The sequence below is a fragment of the Dethiosulfatibacter sp. genome, assembly GCF_983023055.1.
On record NZ_CEZJXU010000361.1, the window covers coordinates 1 to 2,734 of the forward strand.

The window sequence follows — 2,734 nt, forward strand, 5'->3', positions numbered from 1 at the left end:
ATCCAGTGTACAGTTGAAACATCTATACACTTACTATTTCATGAATAAACTCAACTATATATTTTTGGCATTGAAACGGGCTTAACGCAAAATCAAGTTTTAGACTTGTATTACATATTGTCGATGTATCTTTCAGCTTGTACCGCAGCTATTGCTCCATCGGCTGCTGCTGTTATTACTTGTCTTAGTGACTTGACTCTTATGTCTCCGGCTGCGAAGACTCCTTCAATGTCAGTTTTCATATTGTCATCTGTCTTTATGTATCCGCCTTGATTCATTTCAACCTTGCCCTTGAAAAGATGGCTTAAAGGTTCGAATCCTATGAAGGGGAATATTCCAAATGTTCCATCTTCTTCAGGTGCATTGAACTCCGTAGTTTCACCTGTCTTCATGTTTTTAAAGACAATACTTTCAACTATGCCGTCACCTTTGATTTCATCTACTGTAGAGTTCCATAAAAATTCCATCTTCTCGTTTGCAAAGGCCTTGTCCTGAATGGATTTTGCTGCTCTCAGCTCGTCTCTTCTATGAACTACCGTTACCTTTCTTGCAAACTTAGTGAGATACATTGCTTCCTCTACTGCAGAATCACCTCCGCCTATTACGAATACTTCGAAATCCGTGAAGAAGTCCGCATCGCAGGTTGCGCAGTATGAAACTCCCTTTCCAGTAAGTTCCACTTCTCCGGCACAGCCAATCTTCTTTGGCTTTGCCCCGGAAGCTATGATTACTGCCTTTGCCTGATATTCGCCATTCTGGCATTTCACAGTCTTTATGTCTCCTTCAAAGTCGACATCAAGTACAGTGTCCTTCTTTCTCACTGCACCGAACTCCTCCGCCTGCTGAACCATTCTTGCTATTATTGCAGGTCCAGTGGCGTCCTCTACGGATCCGGGATAGTTTGCAACCTCGTCAGTCGTTACTATCTGTCCTCCCGTCTTGTCCTTTTCAAGAATCAAAGTGTTAAGCTTGGCTCTTGAAGCGTAAAGACCTGAGGAGAGACCCGCAGGTCCTGCTCCTATTATTATTACATCATATATATTTTCCATGTTTTTCTCCTGTTTACAAAATATCTATACGTCTTCTTTGCTGAATGCTTTGAACAATGACACACAGGCCAATAGCATTATGAATATGAATGGAAATGCAGCTGCTACAGATGCTGTCTGCAATGCCTTTAAGCCTCCTGCCAGCAACAATGCAGTTGCCAATAAAGACTGAACAAGACCCCATATTACTTTTTTCTTTGTTGAAGGATTCAAGTCTCCTCCTGATGTAAACATTCCGAGTACAAATGTAGCTGAATTTGCACTTGTAATGAAGAATGTACACAAGAGAAGCAATGCCAGGAATGACAACACAGTTCCAAAATTGTACTGACTATATGCAGCAAATAGAGCTGTTTCTGGCACTTTTGCAATTTCTGTAAGCTGTTCGAGACCAACTTTGTCAACAAGGCTTATTCCAAGACCTCCAAATATTGAAAACCAGATGAATGATGCCATAGCAGGAGCAAATATAACTCCTATTACAAATTCTTTGACTGTTCTACCTTTAGATATTCTTGCGATGAATGATCCAACAAATGGTGCCCATGCTATCCACCAAGCCCAGTAAAATACTGTCCATCCGTTTATCCAAGAATTATCTCCCATAATATTCATGTGAAGACTATCTATTATGAAGTTATTGAGATATGTTCCCATTCCTTCTGAAAATATTGTGAGCATTAAAAGCTTTGGTCCAACTATGAATGTTAACAATATCAATCCACCAGCAAGAAACAGGTTTATATCTCCAAGAAGTTTGATACCCTTTTCAATTCCAGCTACAGCAGTTCCTATATATAACACTGTAATGACTGCAATAATACCAATCTGAACTGTTGAATTTACAGGAAGTCCAAACACATAGCTCATTCCACTGTTTATCTGCATTGTTCCAAGACCAAGTGATGTTGCAACTCCTGCAACTGTTGCGAATACTGCCAGTATGTCTATTATCTTTCCAATCGGTCCTTTAACTCTTTCTTCACCAAGTATGGGAACAAATATACTGCTTATGAGTGCAGGATATCCCTTTCTGAACTGGAAGTATGCAAGTGCAAGACCTATGATTGAGTAGTTTGCCCATGGATGAAATCCCCAGTGCTTGAATGATGCTCTCATTGCGAAAGATGCAGCTTCCGTACTTCCTGGAGAAGAATGAGATACAAAGTGTGAAATAGGCTCTGCAACTCCCCAGAATACCAGTCCTATACCCATTCCTGCGCCGAATAGCATAGCAAACCATGATACAGTGCTGAATTCAGGTTCCGAATCATCTGGTCCAAGCTTAATCTTTCCATATTTACTGAATCCAAGCATTAAAGCGACAATTACGAATATGAACATGGACAGTAGATATATCCATCCAAAATTCACTTGTAAAAATGACATGAGCCATTTAGCTGAGTTTGAGAAATGGTCATTAAAGACCAATCCCCAAACTGCTATGATGAATACTATCACCAAAGAAATATAATATACCCCTTTGCTGTTTTTATGAGAAATATTTGTGTCATTCTTTGAAGATGTCATAAATATTCACTCTCCTATTTCTTCACCTTGAATACTGTCTGCTCTTCAATATCCTGTGTTAATGCTTCTAAAGCAACTGACACACGGTGATATCTAAGTTTCCACTGTTCCTCTTTTGATGTTTTAGGATCTCCTAAAGGATACGGTATTGAAAT

General features: G+C 39.6%; 2 protein-coding genes and 1 pseudogene. All 3 read right to left on the bottom strand.

Annotated elements, in window-relative coordinates; all coding sequences use genetic code 11:
* Window positions 1-110 precede the first annotated feature (110 nt).
* Window positions 111-1,049 (bottom strand): thioredoxin-disulfide reductase, encoded by a 939-nt coding sequence (gene trxB / locus AC3AX0_RS11000; RefSeq protein ID WP_487550333.1) that lies wholly within the window; start codon window positions 1,047-1,049, stop codon window positions 111-113.
* A gap of 24 nt (window positions 1,050-1,073) precedes the next feature.
* The gene (locus tag AC3AX0_RS11005) at window positions 1,074-2,579 is read right to left on the bottom strand and encodes a glycine betaine uptake BCCT transporter (protein ID WP_487550334.1); all 1,506 of its coding nucleotides are present in this window, start codon (window positions 2,577-2,579) and stop codon (window positions 1,074-1,076) included.
* Between the two features lie 14 nt (window positions 2,580-2,593).
* Window positions 2,594-2,734: pseudogene (locus tag AC3AX0_RS11010) on the bottom strand (glycine/betaine/sarcosine/D-proline family reductase selenoprotein B); the annotation flags it as partial.

Coding starts and splice junctions, on each gene's coding strand:
- trxB (WP_487550333.1), bottom strand. CDS start 1,049: ATGGAAAATATATATGATGTAATAATAATAGGAGCAGGACCTGCGGGT.
- AC3AX0_RS11005 (WP_487550334.1), bottom strand. CDS start 2,579: ATGACATCTTCAAAGAATGACACAAATATTTCTCATAAAAACAGCAAA.